This is a genomic window from Prauserella muralis, from assembly GCF_003202285.1.
In the GTDB taxonomy this organism is placed as follows: domain Bacteria; phylum Actinomycetota; class Actinomycetes; order Mycobacteriales; family Pseudonocardiaceae; genus Prauserella_B; species Prauserella_B muralis.
Window position 1 is genome coordinate 1,707,115 of sequence record NZ_MASW01000001.1, and the last position, 25,559, is coordinate 1,732,673.

The 25,559-nt window shown below is 71.7% G+C and carries 19 protein-coding genes and 1 pseudogene; 14 read left to right on the forward strand and 6 right to left on the reverse strand.

The annotated features are described in order from the left end of the window. Positions 1-4 precede the first annotated feature (4 nt). Complete coding sequence (locus tag BAY60_RS09205; protein ID WP_112280320.1) at positions 5-3,361, forward strand: error-prone DNA polymerase; 3,357 nt, start codon at positions 5-7, stop codon at positions 3,359-3,361. 264 nt (positions 3,362-3,625) lie between these two features. Beyond that, positions 3,626-4,990, forward strand: coding sequence for a reverse transcriptase family protein (locus BAY60_RS09210; RefSeq protein WP_245992381.1), 1,365 nt, complete (start codon positions 3,626-3,628; stop codon positions 4,988-4,990). A 231-nt stretch (positions 4,991-5,221) separates the two neighbouring features. On the opposite strand, the gene BAY60_RS09215 is transcribed toward BAY60_RS09210, so the two are convergent. Beyond that, complete coding sequence (locus tag BAY60_RS09215) at positions 5,222-7,582, reverse strand: glycohydrolase toxin TNT-related protein (RefSeq protein WP_245992382.1); 2,361 nt, start codon at positions 7,580-7,582, stop codon at positions 5,222-5,224. A gap of 166 nt (positions 7,583-7,748) precedes the next feature. Here BAY60_RS09215 and BAY60_RS09220 point away from each other — a divergent pair, with 166 nt between their 5' ends. Genes BAY60_RS09220 through BAY60_RS09230 form a run of 3 tightly spaced genes read left to right on the forward strand, consistent with a single transcriptional unit; the run spans position 7,749 to position 9,924 of the window. Then, entirely contained in the window at positions 7,749-8,777 is a 1,029-nt protein-coding gene (locus BAY60_RS09220; RefSeq protein WP_342769761.1) for a DMT family transporter, read from the forward strand. Beyond that, entirely contained in the window at positions 8,774-9,628 is an 855-nt protein-coding gene (locus BAY60_RS09225; protein WP_112280321.1) for a bifunctional methylenetetrahydrofolate dehydrogenase/methenyltetrahydrofolate cyclohydrolase, read from the forward strand. Before BAY60_RS09220 ends, BAY60_RS09225 begins: the two co-directional genes overlap by 4 nt. Positions 9,629-9,630: 2 nt before the next feature. Further along, complete coding sequence (locus BAY60_RS09230) at positions 9,631-9,924, forward strand: DUF3017 domain-containing protein (RefSeq protein WP_112280322.1); 294 nt, start codon at positions 9,631-9,633, stop codon at positions 9,922-9,924. 143 nt (positions 9,925-10,067) lie between these two features. Here the strand turns inward: BAY60_RS09230 and BAY60_RS09235 are convergent. The 3 genes and pseudogenes from BAY60_RS09235 to BAY60_RS09245 all read right to left on the reverse strand — a co-directional run bounded on the left by BAY60_RS09235 (position 10,068) and on the right by BAY60_RS09245 (position 13,162). Then, positions 10,068-11,281: pseudogene (locus BAY60_RS09235) on the reverse strand (IS30 family transposase). Positions 11,282-11,439: 158 nt separating this feature from the next. After that, positions 11,440-12,663, reverse strand: coding sequence for an MFS transporter (locus BAY60_RS09240; protein WP_112280323.1), 1,224 nt, complete (start codon positions 12,661-12,663; stop codon positions 11,440-11,442). A 169-nt stretch (positions 12,664-12,832) separates the two neighbouring features. Then, a complete protein-coding gene (locus tag BAY60_RS09245; RefSeq protein WP_112280324.1) occupies positions 12,833-13,162 on the reverse strand; it encodes an ArsR/SmtB family transcription factor in 330 nt (109 codons plus the stop codon). Between the two features lie 80 nt (positions 13,163-13,242). Between BAY60_RS09245 and BAY60_RS09250 the strand changes: the two genes are divergently transcribed. Then, on the forward strand, positions 13,243-14,430 hold the full coding sequence (locus tag BAY60_RS09250; protein ID WP_112280325.1) for an MFS transporter: 1,188 nt from the start codon (positions 13,243-13,245) through the stop codon (positions 14,428-14,430). Here BAY60_RS09250 and BAY60_RS09255 read toward each other — a convergent pair. Continuing rightward, on the reverse strand, positions 14,418-14,606 hold the full coding sequence (locus BAY60_RS09255; protein WP_112280824.1) for a DUF1918 domain-containing protein: 189 nt from the start codon (positions 14,604-14,606) through the stop codon (positions 14,418-14,420). The genes BAY60_RS09250 and BAY60_RS09255 overlap by 13 nt on opposite strands. A 138-nt stretch (positions 14,607-14,744) precedes the next feature. Between BAY60_RS09255 and asnB the strand changes: the two genes are divergently transcribed. Further along, entirely contained in the window at positions 14,745-16,268 is a 1,524-nt protein-coding gene (gene asnB / locus BAY60_RS09260; protein ID WP_112280326.1) for an asparagine synthase (glutamine-hydrolyzing), read from the forward strand. 1 nt (position 16,269) lies between these two features. Here asnB and BAY60_RS09265 read toward each other — a convergent pair whose 3' ends face one another. Next, on the reverse strand, positions 16,270-17,109 hold the full coding sequence (locus BAY60_RS09265) for a TIGR03560 family F420-dependent LLM class oxidoreductase (protein WP_112280825.1): 840 nt from the start codon (positions 17,107-17,109) through the stop codon (positions 16,270-16,272). A 167-nt stretch (positions 17,110-17,276) separates the two neighbouring features. Between BAY60_RS09265 and BAY60_RS09270 the strand changes: the two genes are divergently transcribed. From BAY60_RS09270 to BAY60_RS09300, 7 genes are all read left to right on the forward strand, one after another. After that, on the forward strand, positions 17,277-18,500 hold the full coding sequence (locus BAY60_RS09270) for an NADP-dependent isocitrate dehydrogenase (RefSeq protein ID WP_112280327.1): 1,224 nt from the start codon (positions 17,277-17,279) through the stop codon (positions 18,498-18,500). A gap of 225 nt (positions 18,501-18,725) precedes the next feature. After that, entirely contained in the window at positions 18,726-19,040 is a 315-nt protein-coding gene (locus BAY60_RS09275) for an SH3 domain-containing protein (protein ID WP_342769763.1), read from the forward strand. Positions 19,041-19,192: 152 nt separating this feature from the next. Next, positions 19,193-20,002: an exodeoxyribonuclease III gene (locus BAY60_RS09280; protein WP_112280329.1), complete on the forward strand. Its 810-nt coding sequence runs from the start codon at positions 19,193-19,195 to the stop codon at positions 20,000-20,002. Positions 20,003-20,303: 301 nt separating this feature from the next. Continuing rightward, a complete protein-coding gene (locus BAY60_RS09285; protein WP_425466454.1) occupies positions 20,304-20,528 on the forward strand; it encodes a hypothetical protein in 225 nt (74 codons plus the stop codon). A 55-nt stretch (positions 20,529-20,583) separates the two neighbouring features. Continuing rightward, positions 20,584-23,115: a bifunctional FO biosynthesis protein CofGH gene (locus BAY60_RS09290; protein ID WP_112280330.1), complete on the forward strand. Its 2,532-nt coding sequence runs from the start codon at positions 20,584-20,586 to the stop codon at positions 23,113-23,115. A gap of 109 nt (positions 23,116-23,224) precedes the next feature. Then, complete coding sequence (gene yhjD, locus BAY60_RS09295; RefSeq protein ID WP_112280331.1) at positions 23,225-24,238, forward strand: inner membrane protein YhjD; 1,014 nt, start codon at positions 23,225-23,227, stop codon at positions 24,236-24,238. Between the two features lie 51 nt (positions 24,239-24,289). Continuing rightward, positions 24,290-25,558: an MFS transporter gene (locus BAY60_RS09300; protein ID WP_112280332.1), complete on the forward strand. Its 1,269-nt coding sequence runs from the start codon at positions 24,290-24,292 to the stop codon at positions 25,556-25,558. Position 25,559: the final 1 nt, after the last annotated feature.

Genomic DNA, 25,559 nt, shown 5'->3' on the forward strand with positions numbered 1-25,559 from the left:
GGCCATGGGCTGGAACAATCCGCCGGTGCCGTGGCGGGAGCTGGAACGCACCCTGTCCGGTGGCGCGGAACTGCCGGACGGCATTGGCGACGGCAACGACAGTCCCGCGTGGGGACGCAGAAGAGAGCGGTACCTGCGCCCCGCCGATCTGGCGTCGCCGCGGGGTGACGACAACGGCGGCGCCACCACCCGGGTGCCCTACGCGGAGCTGCACTGCCACTCGAACTTCAGCTTCCTCGACGGTGCCAGCCACCCCGAGGAGCTGGTCGAGGAGGCGGCCCGGCTCGGGCTGGACGCCATCGCGATCACCGACCACGACGGCATGTACGGCGTCGCGCGGTTCGCCGAGGCCGCCCGTGATGTGGGCATCAGCACGGTGTTCGGCACCGAACTCAGCCTCGGGCTTTCCGGGCCGCAGAACGGGGTCGCCGACCCGGAGGGCGAGCACCTGTTGCTGCTGGCGAAGGGTCAGGACGGGTACGCGAGCCTGTGCCGGGCGATCACGGCGGGCCAGTTGCGGGGTCACGACCGGGAGCTGCCGCGCGAGGAACGGGCGGAGAAGGGCAGACCGGTGTACGACCTGGAGGCCGTCGCCGCCGAGGTGGCGGGTCACTGTGCCGTGCTCACCGGCTGCCGCAAGGGCGCCGTCCGGCGTGCGCTGGCCGAGCACGGCCCCGAAGCGGCCGCGGCCCGGCTGCGGGAGCTGGTCGAGCTGTTCGGGGAGAAGGACGTCTACGTCGAGCTGATCGATCACGGCAGGCCGCTCGACAGCACGCACAACGACATCCTGGCCGGGCTGGCGGCCGAGCTGGGGCTGCCGACCGTGGCCACCAACGCCGTGCACTACGCGAAGCCGCAGCGGGCCTACCTGGCGCAGGCGCTCGCCGCCATCAGGGCCCGTAGGGGCCTCGACGAGATGGAGGGCTGGCTCGCGGCGGCGGGCACGGCGCACCTGCGTTCCGGCGCCGAGATGGAGGCGCGGTTCGCGCGCTACCCCGGGGCGGTGCAGCGGGCCGCGCTGCTGGGCGAGCGGTGCGCGTTCCGGCTGGAGCTGATCGCGCCGGAGCTGCCACCGTTCGACGTCCCGGAGGGACACACCGAGGCGAGCTACCTGCGGGAGCGGGTGGAGGAAGGCGCGCGGGAACACTACGGCAGCAGGGAGGAGCACAGGGAGGCCTACGCGCAGCTGGACCACGAGCTGGAGATCATCGAACGGCTCGGCTTCCCCGGCTACTTCCTGATCGTGTGGGACATCGCGAGGTTCTGCCGGAGAAACGGCATCCTGTGCCAGGGCAGGGGATCGGCGGCCAACTCGGCGGTCTGTTACGCGCTGGGCATCACGAAGGTCGATCCGGTGCGCTGGAAGCTGCTCTTCGAACGCTTCCTCGCTCCGGACCGGGACGGCTATCCCGACATCGACCTCGACATCGAGTCCGACCTGCGGGAGAAGGCCATCCAGTACGTCTACGAGAAGTACGGACGGCTGTGCACGGCGCAGGTGGCCAACGTCATCACCTATCGCGCCCGGTCGGCGGTCCGCGACGCCGCCAGGGCACTCGGCCACTCCCCGGGGCAGCAGGACGCGTGGAGCAAGCAGATCGACCGCTGGGGGCCGCTGCGCAACACCCGCGGCGAGAAGGACCACGACATTCCCGAGCAGGTGCTCGCGCTGGCCGCCTCGCTGGAGGACTTCCCACGCCACCTCGGGATCCACTCCGGCGGCATGGTCATCTGCAACCGGCCCGTGAGCGAGGTCTGCCCGATCGAGTGGGCCCGCATGGAGAACCGGAGCGTGCTGCAGTGGGAGAAGGACGACTGCGCATCGGTCGGGCTGGTCAAGTTCGACCTGCTCGGGCTCGGCATGCTCTCCGCGCTGCACTACATGCTCGACCTGGTACGGGAGCACAAGGGCGTGGAGGTCGACCTCGCGCAGCTGGACCTCGAGGACGACAACGTCTACGAGATGCTCAGCCGCGCCGACGCCATCGGCGTGTTCCAGGTGGAGAGCCGTGCGCAGCTGGCCACGCTGCCCCGGCTGGCGCCGAGAGAGTTCTACGACCTGGCCGTCGAGGTGGCACTGATCCGTCCGGGGCCCATCCAGGGCGGCTCGGTGCATCCCTACATCCGGCGCTATACCGGCAAGGAGACGTGGGAGCCGGAGCACCCGCTGCTGGAGAATGCGCTGGGCAAGACGCTGGGCGTGCCGCTGTTCCAGGAACAGATGATGCAGATCGCCCTCGACGTCGCGGACTTCACGGCCGCCGAGGCCGATCAGCTCCGGCACGCCATGGGGGCCAAGCGGTCGGGCCGGAAGATGGAACGGCTGCGGCAGCGGTTCTACGAGGGCGCCGCGCGCAAGGGCGTCGACGAGAAGACGGCGGAGATCATCTTCCAGAAGATGCGGGCCTTCGCGAACTTCGGCTTCCCGGAAAGCCACGCGCTCAGCTTCGCCTACCTGGTGTTCGCCAGCGCGTTCTTCAAGTACTACCACCCGGACGCCTTCTGCGCGGGATTGCTGCGCGCGCAGCCGATGGGGTTCTACTCCCCGCAGTCGCTGGTCGCGGACGCCCGGCGGCACGGGGTCACCGTGCGGGGGCCGGACGTCAATGCGAGCCTGCCGCACGCGACTCTGGAATCGCTGGGAGACGGGGCATCCGGCCATGCCGTGCGGATCGGGCTGTCCGCGGTGCGCACCATCGGCACGTCGCTCGCGGAGACGCTCGTCGCCGAACGTGAGCGGGGCGGCGCCTTCGCCGACATGGGTGACGTGGCGAGGCGGGTGCGGCTGACCACTCCGCAGGTCGAGGCGCTCGCCACGGCCGGAGCCTTCGCCTGCTTCGAAGAGGACCGGCGCAAGGCGTTGTGGGCGGCGGGTGCGGTGGCGGAGGAACGGCCGGAGAAGCTGCCCGGCAGCGTGCTCGGGACGGCCGCACCCACGCTGCCCGGTATGGACCAGCTCGATCTCGCCGTCGCCGACGTGTGGGCCACCGGCCTTTCTCCGGACAGCTTCCCCACGCAGTTCATCCGCGACCGGCTCGACGCACTCGGCGTGGTCACCGCCGAGAAGCTGCAGGAGGCCGAGAACGGCAGGCGTGTCCTCATCGGCGGTGCCGTGACCCACCGCCAGCGTCCCGCCACCGCGGGCGGGATCACCTTCCTCAACATCGAGGACGAGACGGGCATGGTCAACGTCATCTGCACGGCCGGGCTGTGGCAGCGCTACCACCGGATCGCCCGGTCCAGCCCGGCCCTGTTGGTCCGTGGTGTCGTCGAACGGGCCGACGGCGTGGTGAGCCTGCTCGCGGACCGGTTGCAGCACCTGCCCATGCGCGTTGCCTCGAAGTCGCGGGACTTCCGGTGAACCGCCCGATGCCCGCATTGCTGAGACGCGACCCTGCCCTGGCCGATACCGTCGGAGCGTGTGGCGATGCGGAGGTGAGCAGGTGGGGTCACCCACCCACTCCGGGGCAACCCCGGGGAGCCCGGCATCGGTTGAGCACTGCGCCCCACGCGCGGCGCCATGCTCCGCGTGCGATCGGCGCGCGGGAGAGCGGAGACGAGGTCACCTCCGCATCGCCCACATCGCTCGTCGCACCCGGAGAGCCGGGAGAGCCGGGTGCCGCGGGTGAGCGAACCTGGCGACGACGAGGCGGCGGACGTGGGCGACTGGCGGCAGCGCGGCCGCGCCCGGCGACGGCGGCGAACCGTCGAGCGACGGCGGCAGGCCCATCAGCTCGCCCTGCTCGCTCTCGAGGGCCCCTGGGACCGTGCCGACCTGACCGCGCGGCTCGTCCGTGGCAGCCGCCTTGACGACGACGATGCGCGGCACCTGACGGCACGCCTGCACGAGCGCTTTCCGGACGCCCCGCCCGACGATCCGGGACGCGTGGCGGCCGCGATCCTCGCCCTGCCACCGCTGCCGGTGCGCACGCTGCCGGGCTCGGTGGAGGCACCGGTCGAGCCGATGCCCGTGTGGCGCTGGCCCGTCCCTCACTGGAGGACCCTCGGCGACTGCGCCGAAGCGCTGGACGTGGACGTCGGCGAGCTGCAGTGGTTCGCCGACACCCGCGGCTGGAACCGCAGGGCGGGCGCCGCGCTCCGGCATTACCGCTACCGGTGGGTGCCTACCCGCAGCGGCGGTGTCCGGCTGCTCGAGCAACCCAAACCGCGGCTGGCCGAGTTGCAACGCCGGGTGACCCGCCACGTCCTTGCGGCGCTGCCGGTGCACGACGCGGCACACGGGTTCCGGCCGGGCCGTTCGGCCGCCACGTGCGCCGAGCCGCACGCCGGGCGGTCCTTCGTCGTGCGGCTGGACCTGGAGGGTTTCTTCGCGGCGGTCTCGGCCGCGCGTGTCCGGGCACTGCTGCGGCTCGCCGGGTACCCGCCCGCGGTGGCGGCTGCCGTGGCCGGGCTGCTCACCACCACCGCGCCGGCCGACGTGCTGTCGGCCGCTCCGAACACCCGGGACCGCGAGTCCCGCCGCCGGCTGTTGCGCCGCCTCGCGGCCCCGCACCTGCCGCAGGGCGCCCCGTCCTCACCGGCGGTGGCCAACACGGTCGCCCAGCGGCTCGACCTGCGGCTCGCCGGACTCGCCGCCGCCCTCGGCGCCCGTTACACGCGCTACGCCGACGACCTCGTCTTCTCCGGCGACGCCGACCTCCCGTTGCACCGGCTGCTGCCCGGGGTGCGCCTGATCACTGGCGACGAAGGCTTCCCGCTGCGGGACTCGAAGACCTCCGTCGCGGCGGCACACCAGCGGCAGCGGGTCGCCGGGCTGGTCGTCAACGCCTCACCCGCCGTCCCCCGCGAGGACTACGACGCGCTGCGCGCCATCCTGCACAACTGCGTGCGCACCGGCCCCGCGGCACAGAACCGAGACGGCCATCCGGACTTCCGGGCGCACCTGCTCGGCCGCATCGCCTGGGTCGGTGCCACACATCCCCGCAGGGCGGCGCGGCTGCGGGCGCTGTTCGCGCGCATCAGCTGGTGAACGGTGTGGAAGGCTGAACCGCATGGCGGACCCGGCGGCGGACCAACCGGAGGAAATCGGACAGGACTACCAGGACGCGGTTCTGCCCGGCGCCCAGTGGGAGCAGCGCCGGTTCGTGCGCTGCGACTTCACCGACGCTGACCTACGCCGCCGCCCACGGGCTCATCGTGCACTGACGGGCCCGGGGCCGTGACCGCCGCGGGAACCCGCCACCCAGCGAGAGCCCGGCCCCTAGTCGATGGGTGGCTCCCCGGGATCCAGCTCGATGAGGTGTCCCTCGGCCAGCAGCTCCTCGATCGACGCGGGCAGCAGGTAGGCCGCGCCGCCGCCGGGCTGGTTGAACCAGGGGATCGCCACCCCGGCCAGTGCCTCGAGCGGACGCTGCACCCGGTACACGTGATACGGACGGTTCACCCACTCCGGCACCAGTGACCGTTCCTCGAACGGCGTGCCCGCCGCGTAGGTCAGGTTGCCGTTCGGCCCACCGAAGCGGTCCAGCTCACTGCCGGCGGGCAGCTCTCGCATCTCCTTGCCACGGAACAGCGTCAGGGGTGGCTCGCCGGGCATCGGCTGGATCGGCCACTGGTTGCCCGACTGCCGCTGCTCAGGCTGCTGCTCGGCCCTGCGCGGCGGCGTCGCTGCCTGGGGCGGCGGTGGGGCCGCCGAGGGAGCCGCATGGGCCCTGCGGCCTCCTCCCGCGGGGGCGTCCTCCCGAGGGGGTGCCGGACGCGCGGTGTCGCCCGCGCTGCCGGCGACACCGCCGGGGCCCCCTGCCGGGACGCCGTCCCTCGGCGGGCCCGGGGGCGGCCGCATCCCGGTCGCGACCTCCGGCGACAGCGTGGCCGTCACCGGCCGCGACGGAGGCGGGGCCGGTGCCGCGGGCGCAGGCCGCTCCTCGGGCGCAGGCGGGGCTTGCTGGGCTTTCTGTGGCGGTGACTGTGGCGGGACCTCGGAGGTGCCTCCCGGGGCCAGCAGTACCTTGCCCAGCATGAACGCGGCCGCGTCGTGGGCGTCGCCGAACACGGCGGGGCTGCGCAGCTCGCCGTCGTACCAGCCGACGCGCCAGCCCTCGGCCACCTGTTCGATGGCCCAGCCGCGATCGGCGGGCTCGCCGACGCGGTAGACCGAGTCCGGAACGCCGAGCTCGTCGAGCTTGTCCTGCAGGTCGTCCAGCACCGGCTCGTCGTGCAGGGGCGGGGGTGCCGAGAACTGCGTCGGCGGGCCCGCGTCGGCGGGTTCCTCCCGGCGCGGCAACGGCTGCTCGTCGGTGCGCTGCTGCGACACCGGTGGCTCGGTGCGGGCCGCGTCGCCCGACGGCGGCTCCTGCACGGCGCGCTGGGTCACCGGAGGCGGCGACGGCGAGGTGATCGTGGTCGGCGGCCCTCCCTCGAGGTCGGGCAGGGGCGCGAACGCGGTCGCCTCTCCGCCCCGGTCCTGCTCCTCGGGCTCGTCGTAGCCCTGGTGCTCCCCGGGAAGGGGGTGCTCGTCGGTGGCGGCATGCTCCCCGCCGACGGGTTGCTCGTCGGGGTGACCGGCGTAGTCCTCGTCCTCCGGCGCCGCCTCCTGCTCGGGCGCGTGGGCCAGCACGGCCGGGGCCAGCTGGGTGCGTTCGTTGTCGTGCTCCCCGAACTGGTCCTCGAACGGTGGCTCGTGCTCCCGGTGCCCGTCGTCCCGGTGCCGCGGCTCCTCGGCCGCGGGGTGCTCCGGCTCGGGTTCGGGCGCGGGCATCGGGGGCGGCGGCGCCTGTGGCGGGGCGGGTCGCTGCTGCGGCGCTCCGCCGCGGGTGATGTGCGCGCTCGCGGCCTGGCGCACCGGCTCCGGCACGTCCGGGATGGCGAACCCGTTCGCGCGGATGTGCTGGACGAGGTCCGGTTCCGGCGCGACGCCGTACTCCCGCAGGTAGTAGTTCACCGCGGCAGGCCAGATCCACGTGCCGTCGCTGTGGAAGGCGATCGGCACCGTGCTCTCCGGTGTCGTGGCGAGCCGGTCGACGTCGTAGCCGCGGCCGGGTACGACCACCGGCGCGCCGTCCAGGTAGTCGAGCAGCCGGTCCTGCTCCTCGACGTCCAGCTCGGGGCGGTTGATCACCGGGCGGCCGTTCGGGCCCGCGCCGTCGAAGATGCGGGCGATGCGGAACCGGGGGCCGGGCCGCTCCGGCCCGAGACCGGACATGCGGCGCATCAGCCAGTCCGGCACGTTCTCCTCGTTGCGCGGGAACATGCGCAGCTCGTCGGCATAGGCCTGAGGCGGCGGCGCGAGGTCCCACTCCGGCTCCTCGCGGTCGTACTCGAGGTTGTAGCTCGAAGGGTGGTCCAGCTGGTAGCGCGCGTTGAACCAGGTGCCCCGGCCTTCCCGGTACATCCCGGCGCGCAGCCTGCCGAACAGGGTGGCGATGTCGTGCGTGGCCACCCATTCGCGGGTGCTGCCGTCCGCGGTGACGACCTCGCCGGTCAGCTCGTGGTACCTCCCCACGGCGCGATACTCCGCGGTCACCCTGCGCCAGTCGCGGGGTGCCGCCCGGAGCAAGGAGAGGCCAATCTGCTTGACCAGGGTGTCCTGCTCGGTTGCGTTCAGCTGGGTCGGTAGTGCCACGACAACATCTTGACCAATCCGTGCCGTCAATGCACGACGCGGGGGCACATCGAATCGGTTGTACCCGATCTGCGCAGTACGGCGCCAACGCACGAGGCGTGTCGGGTGCCACATGTCACCGGCGGCGCGCACCGCTCGCGTCGAACCACCCCGGACAATGGAGAGTGTGACGACCTGCGACACGGAGTGTGATGCACGGCCCGCCCCCGGGGCGGGCACCCGCCGCGTGACCAGGGCGAAACGTGCGGGAGGCATCCTGCTCGCCGTGCTCGGCGGCACGGCCATGGCCGTGCAGAGCCGGGTGAACGCGCAGCTCGGCAAGGAGATCCACGACTCGGCGCTCGCCGCCGTCGTCTCCTTCGGCGGCGGGCTGCTGATCCTGCTCGCCGCCTTCGCCGTGTCCCCGCGCATGCGGACCGGCCTCGGCCGCGTCGGCTCGGCGCTGCGGGAGCGCAGGCTGCGGCCGTGGCACCTGCTGGGCGGGCTCGTCGGTGCCCTCTACGTGCTGGGGCAGTCGGTCAGCGTGATGGTGCTCGGCGTGGCGATGTTCACGGTGGGCGTCGTCGCCGGGCAGACCGTCAGCGGGCTGGTCGTCGACAAGGCGGGGCTCGGCCCCGCGGGGCGCCGCCCGCTGACGTGGCCCAGGGTGGCCGGTGCGTTGCTCACCGTGCTCGCGGTCGGTGTCGCGCTCTCGGCCGACGTCGGCGGCGCGGACCCGACGGCCATCTGGCTGCTGGTGTTGCCGCTGGTGGCGGGCGCGGGCATGTCGGTACAGCAGGCGTTCAACGGCCACATCGGCGCGGTGTCCGGCAGCCCGCTGACCGCGGCGCTGGTGAACTTCACCGCGGGTACGACCGCACTGGTCGTGGCGTGGCTGGCGTCGCTGGGCTGGCACGGCCTGCCGACCGGCTTCCCGGACAACCCGGCGTTGTACCTCGGAGGGCCGATCGGGATCCTGTTCATCGCCACCGCCGCGTTCGTCGTGTCCTGGATCGGCGTGCTGCTGCTGGCGCTCGGCTCGGTGGCCGGCCAGCTGGTCGGCTCCGTACTGCTGGACGCGCTCGTGCCCGCCGCGGCGGCACCGCTGGCCACGGCCACGCTGGCCGGCTGCGGCCTGGCGCTGGTGGCCGTGGTGGTCGCCGCGGCGGGCGGGCGGCGCGGTGAGCGCCGCGCTTTGGAACAATCGGCGGCGTGACGGCGACAGTTCTCGACGGCAGGGCCACCAAGGACGCCATCTTCTCCGAGCTCGCACCCCGGGTGGCCGCGCTCGCCGAGCGGGGCGTGACGCCCGGGCTCGCGACCGTGCTGGTCGGCGACGACCCCGGCTCCCACGCCTACGTGCGGATGAAGCACGCCGACAGCGGGAAGGTGGGCGTGACCTCCATTCGCAGGGAGCTGCCCGCCGACATCTCGCAGGCCAAGCTCGAGGCGGTGGTGGACGAGCTCAACGCCGACCCCGCGTGCACCGGCTACATCGTGCAGCTGCCGCTGCCGTCGCACCTGGACTCCGGCGCCGTTCTGGAGCGCATCGACCCGGACAAGGACGCCGACGGCCTGGCGCCGGTGAGCCTCGGCAGGCTGGTGCTGAACCAGCCGGGCCCGCTGCCGTGTACTCCGCTGGGCATCGTGGAGCTGCTGCGCCGCTACGACGTGCCGCTGGCCGGGGCACGGGTGACCGTGGTCGGCAGGGGCATCACCGTCGGCAGGACGCTCGGCCTGCTGCTCACCCGGCGCAGCGAGAACGCGACCGTGACGCTGTGCCACACGGGAACGCGGGACCTCGCGGAGGAGGTCCGCAGGGCCGACATCGTGGTGGCGGCGGCAGGCTCGCCGGGCCTCATCACGCCCGAGATGGTCAAGCCGGGTGCCGCCGTGCTCGACGTGGGCGTGTCGCGCGTCGACGGAAAGCTGACCGGCGACGTCGCGCCGGGCGTCGAGGAGGTCGCCGGGTACGTGGCCCCCAACCCCGGCGGGGTGGGGCCGATGACGCGGGCGATGCTGATCGCGAACGTCGTCGAGGCGGCTGAGCGCCGGGCGGCGCGGTGAGCATGGCGACCCCGGAGCCCGGCCGCCGCCGCGCGCTCGTCCACCTGCCGTTCGCCGTGGTGCTGGCACTCGTCGCGATCGCGGGCCTGCGGATCGGCATGTACCACTGGCGGCAGGGTGCCGCTCTCATCGGTGGTGCCCTGCTGGTGGCGGCCGTGCTGCGGGCCGCCCTGTCCGACGAGCAGGCGGGCCTGCTCGCCATCCGCAGCCGGGTGGTGGACGTGCTCAGCTACTGCGGCCTCGGCCTGCTGATCCTCTTCGTGGCGCTGACCATCATCGGTGGTCCGCTCGGCTGAGCCGGGCGCTTCGTCCCGGGAGCCGCATCTCCCCAATGCGGCATTCGTCACGTTGAACCGATGCAGCGGCGCGGAGCGCCTCCGTCTGGGTGGTGGTGGGAGACGGGCGGGCGCCACGAATGCCGCATTGGGGAAGTTGAACGCTACGAAGGCCGGTCCAGCGCTTGGGCTGGGGTTTGTAGGTTCAGGGTAGGGCGTGGCCGGTTGTTGAGGGTGGCGGCGATGCGGTGGAGGTCGTTGCGGGTGTGGGTGGCCAGGTTGGTTCCTCGGTGGAACCAGAACCGCAGGAGCCGGTTGGTGTTTTCGTTGCTGCCGCGTTGCCAGGGGCTGTGTGGGTCGCAGAAGTAGACCGGCATGTTCAGGGCGAGTTGGATGTCGCTGTAGCAGGCGAGTTCCCGGCCGCGGTCCCAGGTCAGGGAGCGGCGGAGGTGCTCGGGCAGGTGCTGCATCTCGCGGATCATCGCGGCGGCGACGGTGGCCGCGTCGTGCCGCTGGGGCAGGTGCAGGAGCAGCGTGAACCGGGTCGTGCGCTCGATGAGGGTGCCGATCGCCGAGCGGTTCCCGGCGCCGAGGATCAGATCGCCCTCCCAGTGCCCGGGCACCGCCCGGTCGGCGACCTCGGCCGGTCGCTGGCTGATCGTGAACGCCTCGGCATACAACCGCGCCGACCCCGCTCGCGGGGTGGTGCGGGGCTTACGGCGGCGGCGTTTGAGGCTCAACTGGGTGTGCAGGTCAGCCCGCAGACGCCCCCGGGCCTGCACGTACAACGCCTGGTAGATCGTCTCGTGACACACGCGGTCCCTACTCCCCACCGGATGATCCTCAGCCAGCACCATCGCGATCAACCTCGGCGACCAGCCCTGATCCATCCACTCCTCGATCTGCCGGCACAGACCCGGATTGTCCTGCAGCTTGAACCGCTTCGGGCGGCGCCGCCGCTCGAACGCGGCCCGATGCGCCACCGGAGCCACATACGAGCCATCCCGGCCCCGGTTACGCTGCACCTCCCGCCAGACCACCGACCGGTCCCGCCCCAGCATCGCACCGATCTCGGCATACGAAAGCCCACACCGCAACCCCACCGCGATCTGACACCGATCCTCACCGGTCAACAACCGCCGCCGCCGACCACCACCCGCATCAGCCCCACCCGACACCACCGGCGGCGGCGACCCCGCCAACCCACCCGCCGACCAACCTCCATCACTGTCTCCACAAGTCCCGAGCTTCGCCACCACCGCCCCGCCGTGGACGACGCCACGCCCACAGCCCGAGCAGCAGCCCCCAACGACCAGCCCGCACACACCAAAACGAAAAACCTCTCCCGCACCTCCACCGGAATCACCCGCCGAGCCATCCACAACACCCCACATCAATCAGGGCGTTGCTACCACCAATAGAACCCACCCCGCATTGGGGAAGTTGAACGCTACGAATGCCGCATTGGGGAAGTTGAGCGCTACCAATGCCACATTGGGGAGCTTGCCGGCAGCCGCGCGGAGTGCGTTTCGCGGGCTAAACGCTGCCGGCGGTGGCCAGCTGGGGGGTTCCGGTGTCCGGGGCGGAGGCGTCGTCGTCGGCATCGGCGGCCGCGGCCTCCTTGCGGTCGAGCACCCCGGACAGCGAAGCCAGGCTCAGGCCCAGCACCGCCAGCATCGCGCCGACCCAGTTGGGCGCGACGAGCCCGAAGCCGGTGGCGATCACCAGGCCGCCCAGGTACGCGCCGATCGAGTTGGCGATGTTGAACGCCGACTGCACGGCGGCCGACACCAGCGACGGTGCGCCGCCCGCCTTCTCCATGATCCGAGCCTGCATGATCGGGCCGATCATGAACGCGGCCACGCCCACGAAGAAGATCGTGACGGCGGCGCCCACCTTGCTGTGCGCGGTCACGGTGAACACCGCCAGCACGGTGCCGAGGCCCACCAGCGCCGAGCACAGCGCGGGCACCGGCGCCCGGTCGGCGAGCCTGCCGCCGACGTAGTTGCCGACGGTCATGCCGAGGCCGGCCAGGGACAGCAGCAGGGTCACGGTGGCCGACTCGAACCCGGCGACGTCGGTCATCATCGGCGCGACGTAGCTCAGGCAGGCGAAGCCGCCGCCGAAGCCGAACGTGACGATCGCCAGCGCGAGCAGCACCTGGGGCTTGCGGAAGGCCGCCAGTTCCGTGCGCAGCGAGACCTCCTCGGGCCTGCCCTGGTGCGGCACCAGCTTGGCGATGCTGGCCAGCGCGGCGGCACCGATCACCGCGACCAGCAGGAACGTGGCCCGCCAGCCGACGTTCTGGGCGAGCAGCGTGCCCAGCGGCACGCCGACGACGTTGGCCAGGGTCAGGCCCATGAACATCATCGAAACGGCCTTGGCCTTCTGGCCCGCACCGACGAGGCTGGAGGCCACCACGGCGCCTGCCCCGAAGAACGCGCCGTGCGGCAGGCCGGCGACGAAGCGGAAGAACACTCCCAGCTCGTGGTTGGGCGCGAAGGCGAACAGGGTGTTGCCCGCGATGAACAGGCCCATCATCGCCAGCAGCATGGTCTTGCGCGGCATCCGCACCGCGAGTGCGGTGAGCAGCGGGGCGCCGACCACCACGCCCAGCGCGTAGCCGGAGATCAGGTAGCCGGCCGAGGAGATGGACACGCCGAAGTCCGTGGCGGCCTCGGGCAGGACGCCCATCATGACGAATTCAGTGGTTCCGATGCCGAAGGCACCGATGGCGAGCGCGAGCAGCGCTACGGGCACAGCACTCCCTCCGAGGACACGGGCTGGATCGATACAGAACAGAGGCACAAAGAAAGACAGGCCAGCGTTGACCCCTCTGTCGCTGGGCTGTCTTACGTCCAGTTTCAACCGAGACGCGCCGCTGTGTCATCCCGGCTCGGCGTGACGATCAGCACGCCGGTTTCAGCAGCTACCGCGGCGCGGCGAGGATGCCGTCGAGCAGGCCGGGAAAGAGCGCGTCAAGATCCTTGCGCCGCAACCAGTTCTGCCGCGTCGTGCCCATCGGGCGCGAGCCGATGACGCCCGCTTCGCGCAGCGTGCGCAGGTGGTGGGTGAGTGTGGACTTGCTCACCGAGACGTCGAAGCCGCCGCACGCGAGCTCGCCCTCGCAGCGTGCCAGCTGGCGCACCATGTCCAGTCGCACCGGATCGGCCAGCGCGTGCAGGACCGTCTCGATACGGATCTCGGACCGGTCCGGCTGCCGGTAGGTGCTCGAGGTGGGGGCGCTCACGCGTCCCATCGTACGACGTCGCTCGAACTTTGAAAGGGGCCGTAGTACGGTACCCATCGAACTTCGATGATCGTCGTACAAGGAGTGGAATGCCCGCCTCCGCGTCCAGGACGCCCGTACTGGCGCCCGGCGCCTTCGCCGTCGGCGCCAGCGGATACGTCGTCGCAGGCCTGTTGCCCGCGCTGACCACCGAGCTCGGTGTCTCCGAGGCCGCCGCCGCGCAGCTGGTCACCGCGTTCGCCCTCGCCTACGCGGTGGGCTCCCCGCTGCTGGCCGCGCTCACGGGTCAGTGGGAGCGGAGGACGGTGCTGATCGTCGCGCTCGCCGTCACCGGTCTCGGGAACGCACTCGCCGCGCTCGCGCCGGACTACGCGCTGCTGCTGGCCGCCCGCATCGTCACGGCACTCGGTGCCGCGGTGTTCACGCCCGCGGCGAGCGCGGTCGCCGCGGAGTTGAGTCCGCCCGAACGCCGGGGTCGCGCGGTGGCGATCGTGTTCGGCGGGCTGACGCTGGCACTGGTGGTCGGCGTGCCGCTCGGCAACCTGCTCGGCGGCCCGCTCGGTTATCGCGGTGTGTTCGCGCTCGTCGCCGTCGTCGCCGCGCTCGGGGCCGTCTCGGTACGCCTGCTGCTGCCCTCGGTCGCGCCGCCGCCGGCCGTGGGCTTCGCGGATCGGTTCACCCCGGCCAGGGATCCCCGCGTGCTCGCGGTGCTGGCGACCACCGTGCTCGGCTGCCTCGCCGTCTTCACGGTGTACACGTTCATCGCGCCGGTGCTGGCTGCGACCGCGGGCGTCGACGGTGGCGTCCTGAGCGCACTGCTGCTCTGCTACGGCGTCGGTGCCGCCCTCGGCAACCTGCTCGGCGGCAGGGCGGCCGACCGGTGGGGCACCAGGGGCCCGCTGCTGCTCGTCATCGCGGGCCTCACGGTGACCCTGGCGTTGCTGCCGGTCGTGGCGACGAGCGTGCCGGGCGCGGCGGCGGCCATGCTGGTGTGGGGGCTGGTCACGTGGGCGTTCAACCCGCCGGTGCAGCACAGGCTCATCGCGCTCTCACCGCGCGGTGCCAACCTGCTGCTGTCGCTCAACGCCTCGGCGATCTACCTCGGGGTGGGGTTGTCGGGCGTGGCAGGCGGCGCGCTGCTCAGCGTCGGAGGGCCGACGCTGCTGCCGGAGGCCGCGGCCGTGCTCACCGCGATCAGCCTCGTGTTCGCCGCGCTCGGGCTGCGGGAGCGGGGCGGCGCACGAGCCTCCCGGCAGCCGGTGGGTCACTCGGCGTGAGCCTCGACCTCGCAGTCCGGGCCCGGGAACATCAGGCCCTCGTGGCCGTCGGAGAAGCGGACGAGATACGGCGGCGTGCCCTGCTCACCCCGCACCTCGACGATCTCGCCCTCCTGCTCGCGGTCGCCCACCGTGCGTCCGTGCACGCGAATTCGATCTCCCACGGATGCTTGCATCATCGACCACCTCCGTAACAACAAGGGTAAAAGCGACGCGGGCACACGTCGAGGCGCCTTCGGGTGTGCATTGTTCAACACGGCAGCCGTGCCTGGCTCAACTATCATTGGTGCCAACCAAGGAGGTGCTGAGCACCAGTGTGTGGAATCGTTGCCGCTGTCGGCAGCATTGATGTCGAGTTGTGCCGGAGAATGCTCACCCGAATTGAACATCGGGGACCGGACGACACCGGCGAAATCCGCAGGGGAAATGTCTGGCTGGGTCACCAGCGGCTGTCCATTATGGATGTCGAGGGCGGGCACCAGCCGTTGACCGACGCCGGGGCCACCACCTACCTGGTGGCCAACGGCGAGATCTACAACCACCGCCACATCCGGGAGGACCTCGGCCACGCGCTGTTCGAGACGGGCTCGGACAGCGAGGCCGCGCTGCACGCCCTGATCGTCGACGGCCCGGCCGGGCTGGCCCGGCTACGGGGCATGTTCGCGCTCGCGTTCACCACGCAGGACGGCGACTTCCTCGCCGCGCGCGACCCACTCGGGGTGAAGCCGCTCTACTGGGTGCGCCGCGACGACGTGACGCTGTTCGCCAGCGAACTGCGCGCCTTCGACGTCGAGGACCGGCCGCTCGTGGAGACCTTCCCGCCCGGGCACTGCTGGAGCCCGGCCGGTGGTCTGGTGCGTTTCGCCGACACCGTGCCCGCGCACGTGCGGCCCGCTCGCCGCGCCGAGGAGCCGGGCGTGTGGGAGCGCTCGCTCGTCAAGTCCGTGCGCGAGGCCATCGTGACGGCGGTGGAGAACCGCATGATGAGCGACGTCGGCGTGGGCGTGTTCCTGTCGGGCGGCCTGGACTCGGCCATCGTGGCGGCCGTCGCCGCCGAGTACGCGGCCGAGCACCGGCAGCCCCTGCCGACGTTCGCGGTCGGTTCCCCGGGCAGCGCCGACCTGGCCGCCGCGCGCCGGGTCGCCGAGTACCTCGACGCCAAGCACCACAACATCGAACATCACGAGGTGGTGATGAGCAGGCAGGACGCCGTCGACGCCCTGCCGAGGGCGGTGCGGGCGATCGAGCACTACGACCCGTCGCTGGTGCGCAGCGCCGTGCCGAACCTGCTGCTCGCCGAGTACGCCGTGAGGCATGTGCACGCCGTGCTCACCGGCGAGGGCGCCGACGAGCTGTTCGCCGGCTACGCCTACTACCACCGGGAGCCCTTCACCGATCCGGACGCGCTGCAGGCCGAGCTGGTGCGCACGGTCGGCGAGCTGCACCACCTGAACCTGCAACGCTGCGACCGTGCGTCCATGGCGTTCGGCCTGGAGGCCCGGGAGCCGTTCCTCGACCGCGACGTCATCGAGCTGGCCCTGTCGATCCCGCCGGAGCACAAGATGATCGGGCCGGGCATCGAGGAGAAGAAGTTGCTGCGGGAGGCGTTCGAGGGCTGGCTGCCGGACGAGATCCTGCATCGCGGCAAGGAGCAGTTCGGCGACGGCTCGGGCGCCAAGGAGGTGCTCGAGGAGGCGGTGCGCTCGTCACCGGACGTGGCCGCCGCCGAGGGCGTCGAGCTGCGCAACCGCGAGGAGGCCGGCTTCTACGCCATCTGGCGGCAGGAGCTCGACGGCATCCGGCCGGACCGGACGCTGGGCCTGTTCGCCACGACCTGACTCAGGCGAGCGGCGCCAGTGCCTCGGCGAGCGGTTCGAGCAGGGCGGGCTTCGCGCGGTGCGGCAGGTTCATCACCACCAGGTCCATCCCGGCCTCCCGGAACGTCGCCACCTGCTCGACGGCGGGGCCGATGCCCTTCTCCGGGTCGATCAGCACGTTGATCGAGCACGTGATCTCGCCCGGATCGCGGCCGAGGTCGGCGCAGTGGCCGTGCAGGATCTCCTTGAGCTCCAGCCAGCGCTGCGGCGTCTCGGTGACGATGTTCCACTGCTGTGCCCAGCGGGCCGCCGCACGCAGGGTGCGCTTCGGGCCCTTGCCGCCGATGGTGATCGGCGGATGCGGCTGCTGCACCGGTTTCGGCTCGCAGCGAGCCTCGGTCAGCCGCACGTGGCGGCCCTCCAGCGTGGTGGTCGGCCGGCTCAGCAGCCCGACGATGGCCTCCATGCCCTCGTCGAACAGGTCGAAACGCTCACGCAGGGGCGGCAGCTCGATGCCGTAGGCGTCGCACTCCTGCTGGTTCCAGCCCGCGCCGAGTCCCAGCTCCAGCCTGCCGCCGGAGATGATGTCGAGTGTGGCGGCCATGTTGGCCATCACCGCGGGATGGCGGTAGATCATGCCCGCGACCTGGCAGCCGATCCGGATCCGCCGCGTGGCCTGCGCCAGCGCGGCCAGCGTCGTCATGCCCTCGAGGTTGGGGCCGGTGAGGTCGCCCGTGAGCGGATAGAAGTGGTCCCAGTTCCAGGCCGACTCGAACAGCTCGATGTCGTCGGCCGCCTTCCACACGTCGAGGATGTCGGCCCAGGTGGTGTGCTCGGGCCGCGTCTTGATCGCGAAGCGCACGAGCCCCACCCTTGCGCGATCGCCGGGCCATGGCAAGGGTGCCGGCGAGGGTAGCGTGCCTAACAAGGGTGCGGGCAGACACGCCCGGCTGTTAGCAGTACGCTTGTACCGCTAACCCGTGCCGAAAGACGAGAACGCGCAGACCCGCGAGAGGAGTCCCGCCGCTCATGGCCAAGATCAAGGTCGAGGGCACCGTCGTCGAGCTCGACGGCGATGAGATGACCCGCATCATCTGGCAGTTCATCAAGGACAAGCTGATCCACCCGTATCTGGACATCAACCTCGAGTACTACGACCTGGGCATCGAGGAGCGGGACCGCACCGACGACCAGATCACCGTGGACGCCGCCAACGCCATCGCCAAGCACGGCGTCGGCGTGAAGTGCGCGACGATCACGCCGGACGAGGCGCGCGTCGAGGAGTTCGGCCTCAAGAAGATGTGGCGCAGCCCCAACGGCACGATCCGCAACATCCTCGGCGGCGTGATCTTCCGCGAGCCGATCGTCATCTCGAACATCCCCCGGCTGGTGCCCGGCTGGACCAAGCCGATCATCGTCGGCCGCCACGCGCACGCCGACCAGTACAAGGCCACCGACTTCAAGGTCCCCGGTCCCGGCACGGTCACCATGACCTACACGCCGGCCGACGGTTCCGAGCCGATGGAGTTCGAGGTCGCGCAGTTCCCCGAGGGCGGCGGCGTCGCGATGGGCATGTACAACTACCGCCGCTCCATCGAGGACTTCGCGCGCGCGTCGCTGCAGTACGGCCTCGACCGCGGCCTGCCGGTGTACATGTCGACGAAGAACACGATCCTCAAGGCCTACGACGGGATGTTCAAGGACGTCTTCGCCGAGATCTTCGAGAACGAGTTCAAGGCCGACTTCGATGCCAAGGGCCTGACCTACGAGCACCGGCTCATCGACGACATGGTGGCGGCCTCCCTGAAGTGGGAGGGCGGCTACGTGTGGGCGTGCAAGAACTACGACGGTGACGTGCAGTCCGACACGGTCGCGCAGGGCTTCGGCTCGCTGGGCCTGATGACCTCGGTGCTGCGCACGCCGGACGGCAGGACCGTCGAGGCCGAGGCCGCCCACGGTACGGTGACCCGGCACTACCGCCAGCACCAGCAGGGCAAGCCGACCTCGACCAACCCGATCGCGTCGATCTACGCCTGGACCCGCGGTCTGGAGCACCGGGGCAAGCTCGACGGCAACTCCGAGCTCGTCGGCTTCGCCAACAAGCTGGAGCAGGTGGTCGTCGAGACCGTGGAGAGCGGCAAGATGACCAAGGACCTGGCGCTGCTCGTCGGCAAGGACACGCCGTACCAGACCACCGAGGAGTTCCTCGCGACGCTGGACCGCAACCTCGCGGCGAAGATCGCCCAGGACTGAGCCCGGCGCGTCCCTGACCGCGTTCACGGGGTTGTCCGGCAAGGCCCGTTCCCGGCTGTCGTGTGCCGGGAACGGGCCTTTCGCTGTCCGGAGTGCTACGTTCGGTGACCAGCCGGTCACAGCGCTGGCGCGGCCGGGTGGTTGCGCCGGTCGGATCTGTCCCGGGGGCCATGGCGGCCTCTACCCTGCTCGCAGCGCCTGCCGCCGTACGCAAGGAGACGAGTGGTGCTGGGCATACCGAAGAACACACTGGTCATCCTCGCCGTTCTGGTGGGGGTCGTGGTCATCTACGCACTGGGGTCCGACCAGCAGTCTTCCCAGGCCCAGGGCGGCGCACCCGACGGCTGCCGCGTCGTCGTGCGGGCCGACATCCTCAACGTGCGCGCGGGGCCCGGCACCCACACCGAGATCGTGGGCAAGTACCGGCAGAACGCCGAGGCCGACGCCACCGGCGTCGTGCGCAACGGCTTCCGCAAGCTCGCCGAGAACCGGTGGGCCGCCGAGCGGTTCCTGCGGCCCGTCGACGGCGCCACCTGCTAGCGCCCAACGCCTGCCGTCGATGACCGAGGTCCCTCGTCCGGCGGCGAGCCCAAGGGCACCTCGGGTACACGTCCGGTACCCAAGGTGCCCTTCGGCACGGCGCGGGAGTCTGCCAGGCGGCGCTGTCGGTGCCGCCCGGTAGCCTGCGCGGCGTGCTGACCGTCTCGACCGTCAACGTCAACGGCCTGCGGGCCGCCGCCAAGAAGGGGTTCGTCGAGTGGCTGGGTGCCACGCGCGCCGATGTGGTCGCCTGCCAGGAGGTGCGGGCCGACGCCGACAGCCTGCCAGCGGCGCTGCGCGAGCCGGAGGGCTGGCACAGCGCCCACGCCGCGTGCTCGATCAAGGGCCGCAACGGGGTGTGCGTGTACAGCCGGGTCGAGCCCGAGTCGGTGCGCGTGGGCTTCGGTGAGGCCGAGTTCGAGGACAGCGGGCGCTACGTCGAGGCGCACCTGCCCGGGCTCGTCGTCGCGAGCCTCTACCTGCCCAGCGGCGAGGTGGGCACCGAGCGGCAGGAGGAGAAGGAGCGCTTCATGGCCGCGTTCCTGCCCTACCTCGCCGAGCTGCGCGGCAAGGCCGAGGCGGAGGGCCGTGAGGTCCTGGTCGTCGGCGACTGGAACATCGCGCACGCCGAGATCGACCTCAAGAACTGGAAGGGCAACCGCAAGAACTCGGGCTTCCTGCCAGGGGAGCGGGAGTGGATGAGCCGCGTGCTGGACGAGGCGGGCTACGTCGACCTGCAGCGCAGGCTCGACCCGGAAGGGCCCGGCCCGTACACGTGGTGGTCGTACCGGGGCAAGGCGTTCGACAACGACTCCGGCTGGCGCATCGACTATCTGATGGCCAGTCCGGGGCTGGCGCAGACGTGCACCTCGGTGGTCGTGGAGCGGGCGCCGAGCTACGACGCGCGCTGGTCGGACCACGCCCCGGTCACCGCCACGTTCGACCGGCCGTTCCCCGCCTGACGCGGTGACCTCCGCGTCGCTGCCGACCCGGTGCGGGCGCGCAAGGCGGTGGTCGGCGACGGCTCGCGTCAGCTGCCGGAGTCCGCCCGCACCGTGATCGACGAGGGAGAACGGCGGGGCTTGTCGCGGGGCCGCGACAACCCGCCCCCCGTGCCGGGTTAGTCCGCCCGGGTCGATAGTCTCTGCCGCACGCGCACGGAAACCACGAGCATCAACACGCAGAGTAGTTTTCTGCGCGCTCACACTCGCTCGTTAGTGTGAGGACCGCGAACGGCAACAGTCCGACCCCGGGAGGCACTTCGTGCTTCGCACCGCCGATGTAGTGCTGGCCGCTCAGGCCGAGCCGAATGCGATGACGTTCGGTCTGCTCGGGCCGGTCGGCCTCATCGCCATCGTGCTGGGCGTGCTCGGGATGACGGCAGGCGTCCTCCGGCAGCGCCGCAAGGCCAGGGCCGAGGCGGTGGTCGCGGTGGAGCAGGATGCTCCGGCCACCGAGACCCCGGTTTATTCCCGCGCCGGGGAGTAATGCCTCACAGCGAAATCCCTTAACGGGCTCGACGCCGCACGCCTAGTCTCGGGGCATGCCTGATCACCCCGTGCCGCTTGCCGCACCCGAGCCGAAGCCGTCCCCGTCCGCGCTGCGCCGGGCGCTGAAGCGGGCTGAGGACGGGGTGGCGCTCGACGTCACCGAGTCCGCGGTGCTGCTGCACGCCCGCGGTGAGGACCTCGACCGCCTGCTGGCCGCGGCGAGCCGCGTGCGCGACGCCCACCTCGCCGACCAGGGCCGCACGGGGATCGTCACCTACAGCAGCAGCGTGTTCATCCCGCTCACGCGGCTCTGCCGCGACCGCTGCCACTACTGCACGTTCGTCTCCGTGCCCGGCAAGGTGCACTCGGCCTACCTGGAACGCGACGAGGTGCTGGAAATCGCCCGTGCCGGGGCCGCCGCGGGCTGCAAGGAGGCCCTCTTCACGCTCGGCGACCGGCCGGAGGACCGCTGGCCGCAGGCCAGGCAGTGGCTCGAGGAACGCGGATACGAGTCCACCGTGGACTACGTGCGTGCCTCGGCCATCGCCGTGCTGGAGGAGACGGGCCTGCTGCCCCATCTCAATCCCGGCGTGCTCAGCTGGGAGGAGCTGCAGCGGCTCAAGCCCGTCGCGCCCAGCATGGGGATGATGCTGGAGACGACCGCCGAGCGGCTGTGGTCGGGCAAGGGCGGGCCGCACTACGGCAGCCCGGACAAGGAACCGGCCGTGCGGCTGCGCGTGCTCGACGACGCCGGGCGCGTCGGCGTGCCGTTCACCACCGGCATCCTCGTCGGCATCGGCGAGACGCTCACCGAGCGCGCCGAGTCGCTGCACGCCATCCGCTCGCGTGCCCGGCAGTACCGGCACATCCAGGAGATCATCGTCCAGAACTTCCGGGCCAAACCGGACACCGCGATGCGCGCGCACGCCGACGCCGAGATCGCCGACCTGGCCGCCACCGTCGCCGTCGCGCGCCTGCTCATGCCGCCGGGGGTGAGCGTCCAGGCGCCGCCCAACCTCGTCGGCGACGAGCACGCCCTGCTGCTGCGCGCGGGGATCGACGACTGGGGCGGCGTCTCGCCGGTGACGCCCGACCACGTCAACCCCGAGCGGCCGTGGCCCGCCATCGACGCGCTCACCGAGTGGACCGCGCAGGCGGGGTTCACCATGCGCGAGCGGCTGTGTGCCTACCCGAAGTACGTGCAGGGCGCCGACAAGTGGCTCGACGTGCGCCTGCACGGCCACGTCGGCGCGCTCGCCGGGCCGGACGGCCTTGCCGACGAGGACGCACCCGTGGAGGGCAGGCGCTGGCAGGAGCCCGACGGCGGGCTCGACACCACCGGGCGGGCCGACCTGCACGCCGCGATCGACACCGAGGGACGCACGGGCGACCGGCGCGGTGACTTCGACACCGTCTACGGCGACTGGGACGTGCTGCGCGAGCAGGTGAGCGCCGCGCCGGAGCGGTTCGACACCGACGTGCGCGAGGGCCTGCGGCTGGCCGCCGACGACCCGGCCGCCCTGCTGGACGAGACCAACACGGCGGCGGCGATGGCGCTGCTCACCGCCGACGGTGAGGCGCTGGAGACGCTGACCAGGCTCGCCGACGAGCTCCGCGCCGACGTCGTGGGTGACGACATCACCTACGTCGTCAACCGCAACATCAACTTCTCCAACGTGTGCTACGTCGGCTGCCGGTTCTGCGCCTTCGCGCAGCGTGAGCGGGACGCCGACGCCTACCGGCTGTCCACCGAGGAGGTGGCCGCCCGCGCCGTCGAGGCGGCCGAGGCCGGGGCCACCGAGGTCTGCATGCAGGGCGGCATCGACCCGAAGCTGCCCGTCAGCTACTACGCCGACATCGTGCGCGCCATCAAGGCGGCCGTGCCCGGCATGCACGTCCACGCCTTCTCGCCGATGGAGATCGTCTCGGCGGCCGCCAAGGCGGGGGTGAGCGTGCGCGAGTGGCTCACCGAGCTGCGCGACGCCGGGCTGGGCTCCATCCCCGGCACCGCGGCGGAGATCCTCGACGACGAGGTGCGCTGGGTGCTCACCAAGGGCAAGCTGCCCGCGCAGACGTGGATCGACGTGGTCACCACCGCGCACAAGGTGGGGATCCCCTCGTCCAGCACGATGATGTACGGCCACGTCGACCATCCCGGCCACTGGCTGGGCCACCTGCGCGTGCTCGCGCGCATCGCGGCCGAGACCGGCGGTTTCACCGAGTTCGTCGGGTTGCCGTTCGTCCACCACAACGCGCCGATCTACCTGGCCGGCGTGGCCAGGCCGGGCCCGACCCCGCGCGACAACCGCGCGGTGCACGCGTTCGCGCGGCTCGCCCTGCACGGCCGTATCGACAACGTGCAGTGCTCGTGGGTGAAGCTCGGCGACGAGGGCACGGCCCAGATCCTGCGCGGCGGCGCCAACGACATCGGCGGCACGCTGATGGAGGAGACGATCTCGCGGATGGCGGGCTCCGAGCACGGCTCGTCGCGCACCGTGGCCGAGCTGGGCACGCTGGCCGAGCTGGCCGGAAGGCCGTCGCGGCAGCGCACCACCACCTACGGGCGGACCCTGCAACCCAGCTGAGGCAACGCCTGCGTGCCACGGCGGCGCGCACGCAGGCACCCAGGTGATCGTGCCTCGCCGAAGCCCGTTTCGCGTTGCGGCACTGCAACGGCTCTTTTAGCGTTCTCACGTGACGGAACGCAACGGTGACGACGACAAGCTGCTGCCCCGGCTGCGCCGGAAGTACCCGTGGCTGGATCACGTCATCAGAGCCAACGACGCGTTCACCGAGCGCTACGGCAATCACTACGCCGCCGCGATCACCTACTTCTCGGTGCTGTCGCTGTTTCCGTTGCTGATGGTGAGCTTCTCCATCGCCGGGTTCGTCCTCGCGGGCAACCAGGCGCTGCTGAACGAGCTGCGCGAGGGCATCATCACCTCGGCGCCGGAAGGGCTGGGTGACCTGCTCACGCAGGTCGTCGACGCGGCGCTGGAGTCGCGCACCGGCGTCGGGATCCTCGGCCTCGTGCTGGCGCTGTACTCCGGGCTCGGCTGGATGACCAACCTGCGCGACGCGCTGACCGCGCAGTGGGGTCAGGAGAAGAAGAAGCTGCCGTTTCTGTCCACCAAGCTCAAGGACCTGCTCTCGCTGATCGGGCTGGGCCTGGCATTGGGGGTGTCGTTCGGCCTCACCGCGGTGGGCGGCGGGCTCGCCGACCAGCTGCTGGAGCTGGTCGGCCTCGACGGCGCGAGCTGGGCGCGGTTCCTGCTCATCGCGATCACCGTCGTGCTGGCACTGGCCGCCAACATGCTCGTGTTCCTGTGGGTGATCTCTCAGCTGCCGAGGGAGCGCGTCAGCCCGCGCAGCGCGGTGCGTGGCGCCGCGCTCGCCGCGATCGGTTTCGAGGTGCTCAAGCAGGTCGGGTCGATCTACCTCGCCAGCGTGCTCAGCTCGCCGAGCGGCGCGCTGTTCGGCCCCATCATCGGTCTGCTCGTCTTCTCGAACCTCGTGTCGCGGTTCCTGCTGTTCGTCACGGCATGGACGGCCACGGCGCGGGAGAACGTCGTGCGCAGGGTCGCCCCGCCGCCGCCCGCGGTCATCCGGCCGACCGTCTCGGTCAGCCGCGGGCTCGGTGCCGGTGCGGCGGCCGGTGCGTTCGGGCTCGGCGCCGTGCTGGGCTGGCTCGGCCGCCGACGCGGGTAGGGGCCGCGCGAACGCGACTAAGCTCGCCCTTGTCGGTCCGAAGGGGTGAGGGTGAGCGAGACGGTGACGCGGCCGGAGAGCGACCGGCTGCCGAGAGAGATCTACGTGCTCGTGGGGGCGAGCTTCCTGATCGCCATTGGCTTCGGGTTGATCGGCCCCGCGTTGCCGAACTTCGCGGCCAGCTTCGACGTCGGGGTCACGGCCGCGTCGTTCGTCGTCAGCGCCTTCGCGCTGGTCCGCCTGGCCTTCGCGCCCGCGAGCGGGCGGCTGGTGACCCGGTTCGGCGAGCGGCCGGTCTACCTGTGGGGCCTGTCGATCGTGGCCGTCGGCACGCTCGCGTGCGCGCTGGCCGCCGACTACTGGCAGCTGCTGCTGTTCCGTTCGGCGAGCGGCGTCGGGTCCACGATGTTCACGGTGTCGGCCATCGGGCTGCTGATCCGCATCTCGCCGCCCCGGCTGCGGGGCAGGGCCTCGGGGCTGTGGGGCACGAGCTTCCTGCTCGGCGGCATCGCGGGCCCCGTGCTGGGCAGTGGCCTGGTGGCGGTGTCGCTGCGGGCACCGTTTCTGGCCTATGGGCTCGCGCTGGTGCTCACGACGCTGCTGGTGTGGTGGCAGCTGCGCCACTCCGAACTGGCGTCGCGCCCGCCGGACGAGGACGTGCCCGCGATGACGTTCCGGCAGGCGCTGCGGCACCCCACCTACCGGGCCGCGCTCGCCTCCAACCTGGCCAACGGCTGGGTCGTGCTCGGCGTGCGGATGTCGCTGATCCCGCTGTTCGTCACCGCCGTGCTGGCCAAGGACGCCTCGTTCACCGGCATCGCGCTGGCCGTGTTCGCGGCGGCCAACGCGGCCGTGATGCTGCTCGCGGGCCGCTTCGCCGACCGCAGGGGACGCAAACCCCCCGCGGTCGCCGGGCTGGCGCTGCTCGCGGTCGGCACCGTGCTCATGGGCGTGACCAGCGACCCGTGGGTGTTCCTCGCGGCTTCGCTGGTGGCGGGCGTGGGTTCCGGCGGGGTGAACCCTTCGCAGAACGCGGCCGTCGCCGATGTCCTCGGGGCCAAGGCCCGCGGCGGGTCCGTGCTCGCGGGGTTCCAGATGGCCGCCGACGTCGGCGCCGTCGTCGGTCCGCTCGCCGCGGGCGCGATCGCCGAGCAGTGGTCCTACGGGGTGGCGTTCGCCGTCACGGGTGGCATGGCGGCGCTGGCGTTCGTGCTGTGGCTGCTGGCCCGGGAGACGCTGCCGCCGAGCCACGACAGCGAGCACACCGCGCAGGACGTCGCCACCGAGGACTGCTGCCCGGAGGCACGCGGTCGGGGTTGAG